Annotated in this window: 4 protein-coding genes; 1 reads left to right on the top strand and 3 read right to left on the bottom strand. The window is 70.5% G+C overall.

Features of this window, described 5'->3' with window-relative positions:
- Together VFF46_RS14775 and VFF46_RS14770 are read right to left on the bottom strand one after the other, a co-directional pair.
- The coding region (locus tag VFF46_RS14775; RefSeq protein ID WP_325037691.1) for a hypothetical protein at positions 1-444 on the bottom strand (444 nt) is incomplete at its 3' end.
- Between the two features lie 65 nt (positions 445-509).
- Complete coding sequence (locus tag VFF46_RS14770) at positions 510-995, bottom strand: DUF456 domain-containing protein (RefSeq protein WP_325037690.1); 486 nt, start codon at positions 993-995, stop codon at positions 510-512.
- A gap of 43 nt (positions 996-1,038) precedes the next feature.
- Here VFF46_RS14770 and VFF46_RS14765 point away from each other — a divergent pair, with 43 nt between their 5' ends.
- The gene (locus VFF46_RS14765; protein WP_325037689.1) at positions 1,039-3,003 is read left to right on the top strand and encodes a glycogen debranching N-terminal domain-containing protein; all 1,965 of its coding nucleotides are present in this window, start codon (positions 1,039-1,041) and stop codon (positions 3,001-3,003) included.
- A gap of 19 nt (positions 3,004-3,022) precedes the next feature.
- On the opposite strand, the gene VFF46_RS14760 is transcribed toward VFF46_RS14765, so the two are convergent.
- The coding region (locus tag VFF46_RS14760) for a LysE family translocator (protein WP_325037688.1) at positions 3,023-3,704 on the bottom strand (682 nt) is incomplete at its 5' end.

The raw sequence follows: 3,704 nt of genomic DNA, 5'->3' as shown, positions 1-3,704 counted from the left end.
GGTGACCTCTGCCGCCACGTTGACCGTGTTGCCGGTCTTCACGTCGCCGATGCCGTTCCGGGCCGCGTTGACCATCGTGTTCGAGGTGACCGTGTACGTCTTGGTGAACCCGTCGGCGCTCTTCACCGTGAGCGAGCTGTTGCTGACGGCCGTCACCTGACCGCGCTGGACGTCGACGGTCTGGTAGCCACCGCCGTTCTTCTGTACGACGAACTCGCCGTGCAACGCCCGTCCCATGCCGAACTCACCACGGAACCCGCCGCGCACCGGAGGGCCGCCCGGCTTCTGGTTCTGGTTCGGCTGCGCGGAGGTGGACGCGGAGGGGGAGGCGGACGGGGTCGGGTTCGCGTTGTTCGCCGCCCAGGCGACGCCCCCGGCGGCGGTGGTGACGACGACCGCGGCGACCGTACCGATCAGGCGCCACCGCTTCTGTGAGAGCTTCATGGCCCCAGAATGACGTGAACAACTAAGAACGAGCTGGCAATCAGCTAAGAACAGGTCAGAACACGTCAGATCACGAAGAGGACCGCGACCAGCCAGACGGCGGCGGCGAGCGACGTACCGAGCAGCTCGATGACGATCGACACGCCGGTTTGGCGGAGGGCGTGCTTGGTCGAGGTCCAGGCGGCGCCGTGGGTGTGCAGGCGTTGCACCTCGGACAGGTACACGCCGAGCGGGAAGCCGATGAACATGCCCACCAGTGGGATCACGAAGAACCCGACGATGCCGAGCAGTACGCCGAAGATCGTCGACCGCCGCGGGACGCCGGCCTCCCGCAGCCGGCGTTCCGGTACGACGTACTTCACCACCTGACTGGCACCGATCAGCACCACGCAGATCGCGAACACCACCCATCCGGTGGCGCTCCGCGCGACGATCGCCCAGACCAGGATCGCCGCCAGGCTGAGCAGCGCGCCGGGCAGGACCGGCAGCACGATGCCCGCGATCCCGACGAAGATCGCGATCCCGGCGAGAACCGTGACGGTTGGCTGCATACCCCAACTCTCTCGCACCACCGGACCTTTTAGGGTGGGGGACATGGCCCAACTCCACGAACTGCTCACCGCCCTCGCTGCTCCGTGGGTGGTGCTGTCGCCGCGATCGGGTCAGCTCACCGGATCCGGCGCGGAGGGCGTGTACGCCCGGGACCGCCGGATCCTGTCCCGGTTGATCGTCACGGTCGACGGCCGCGACCCGGTCCCGGTGCACGCCGACGAGCAGGACGCCTCGACCCACCAGTACGTCGCGATGGCGGAGGGCCTCGGCGACACCCGCCACGACCCGACCGTGATGCTGTACCGGACCCGGACCGTCGAAGCGGACGGCCTGATCGAGCGGATCACGCTGGTGAACCGTTCCCGCGCGGCGATCGAGTGCCGGCTGGATGTTGCCCTCGGCACCGATCTGGCCGGCACCGCCGCGGTCCGGAGCGGCGCGGCGGCCGCGCTGCCGGAGCTCGCGCCGCTCCCGGACGGCCCCAGCCGGATCCGCTGGGAGAGCGACGACACCCGGGTCGTGGTCACCGCCGATCCCGGTGTCTCGACGACGCCGCGGGTCGAGCCGGGGGAGGAGTTCACGCTGACCCTGCGCGTCGCGGCGGACTTCCCGAAGTCGACGACCGGCTTCTCGATCGAGCCGCCGGCCGAGCGTACGCCGTACGACGTCACGCTGCAGTGTGACGACAAGCGGGTCGAGCGCTGGCTGGAACGGTCGCTCGAGGACGTCACCGCGCTGCAGCTCGCCGACGGCGACGACCGCTACCTCGGTGCGGGCCCGCCCTGGTACCTGACGCTCTTCGGCCGGGACTCGCTGATCTCGTCGGGCATGCTGATCCCGATCGACCCGACGCTGGCCGCCGGCACCCTGCGCGCCCTGGCCGCCCGGCAAGGGACGAAGGTCGACGCCGACACCGCCGAGCAGCCGGGCAAGATCCCGCACGAGCTGCGCGCCGAGGTGGCCGATCACGGCGGCGGCCTCGTCCTCCCACCGGTGTACTACGGCACCCACGACGCGACGCAGCTGTGGATCAGCACGCTGCACAAGGCCTGGCGCTGGGGCATGCCCGCTGACGAGGTCCGCGACCTGCTGCCGAACCTGCGGCGCGCACTGACCTGGATGAAGGAGTACGCCGACCCCGACGGCGACGGCTTCCTGGAGTACGTCGACGAGTCGGGCCACGGCCTCGCGAACCAAGGCTGGAAGGACTCCGCCGACGCCGTGCAGTGGCCGGACGGCACGCTCGCGACCGCACCGATCGCGCTCTGCGAGGTGCAGGGGTACGCGTACGCCGCCGCGGTGCACGGGGCCGAGCTGCTCGAGGCCTTCGGCGAGTCGGGCGACGAGTGGCGCGCCTGGGCGGCCGCGTTGCAGGAGCGGTTCCGGGCCGCGTTCTGGGTCGACGGCTACCCGGCGATCGCGCTCGACGGCGCCAAGAACCCGGTCTCCGGCCGCGCGTCGAACATGGGGCATCTGCTCGGCACCGGTCTGCTCGACGCGGACGAGGAGCAGACCGTCGCCGACGTACTCGCGGGCGACGATCTCGACAGCGGCTTCGGCCTCCGGACGTTGTCCACGGCAATGACCCGCTTCAACCCGCTCGGGTACCACACCGGCAGCGTCTGGCCGCACGACACCGCGATGACGATCCAGGGCCTGTTCGCGACCGGTCATGCCGACGTCGCGTCGTCGTACGTCGAAGGGCTGATCCGCGCCGCGGAGGCGTTCGACTACCGCCTGCCCGAGCTGTACGGCGGCCGCGGCTACGACCAGGAACGTACGCCGACGCCGTACCCGCTGTCCTGCCGTCCGCAGGCGTGGGCCGCCGCGTCGGCGGTCGCGATCGTGGTCGCGGCCCTCGGCATCGAGCCCGACGTACCGGGGGGAACTCTGGTGATGAATCCCGCGGCACCGTGGGAACGCCTTGAATTGCAGGGCTTGCGGGTCGGTGACGACGTGCTGACCGTGCGGCTGGAGGGCGGCACCGTCGAGGTGATCCAGGGCTAGGGACGACTTGTAGCAAGCTCTAGGTCAAGCCCCGCTGAACGAGATCCGTCAGTACGGCGGCCACGGCGAGCGCGAGGTAGACGCCCGCGATGATGCGGTTCCGCCAGCGACCCGTCGTACGGGCCGACTGGAACCGGCGGCCGATGGCGTCGGCGCCGAGCGCGTAGCAGAGGTCGAGCGTGATGCCGATCAGCAGCGTGCCGGTGCCGAGCAGCAGCATCTCGGTTCGGAGCTGACCGGGCCCGGCACCGCGAGTGGTGAACTGCGGGAGGAACGCCAGGAAGAACAGCGCGGCCTTCGGGTTCAGCAGGTTGACCACGACGCCGTCGCGGAAGACCCGGCCGAGCGGCGCGGCCTGGATCCCGGCCGAGTGCTCGACGGCCGGCGCCAGGAGCAGCCGGATCCCGAGGTACGCGAGATAGATCGCGCCGGCGACCGTGATCGCCGTGAACAGCGCGGGGGAGGCCTGTACCAAGGCCGCGAGCCCGAGCGCGGTGACGACGATGTAGACGAGCGTCCCGGTCTCGACGGCCAGCGCGGACACGACACCCGCGCGGCGTCCCTGGGTGAGACTGCGCAGCGAGATGTAGAGGTTGTTCGGCCCGGGCATCCCGACCAGCACCACCGTCGCACCCGCGAACCCCGCCACCTGACCGATCCCCATACCGCGACCGTCTCCTCGAACCTCGAACTGGACTGCT

The sequence above is a fragment of the Kribbella sp. genome, from assembly GCF_035655035.1.
Classification (GTDB): domain Bacteria; phylum Actinomycetota; class Actinomycetes; order Propionibacteriales; family Kribbellaceae; genus Kribbella.
This window is presented reverse-complemented; position numbering and strand designations above follow the sequence as displayed.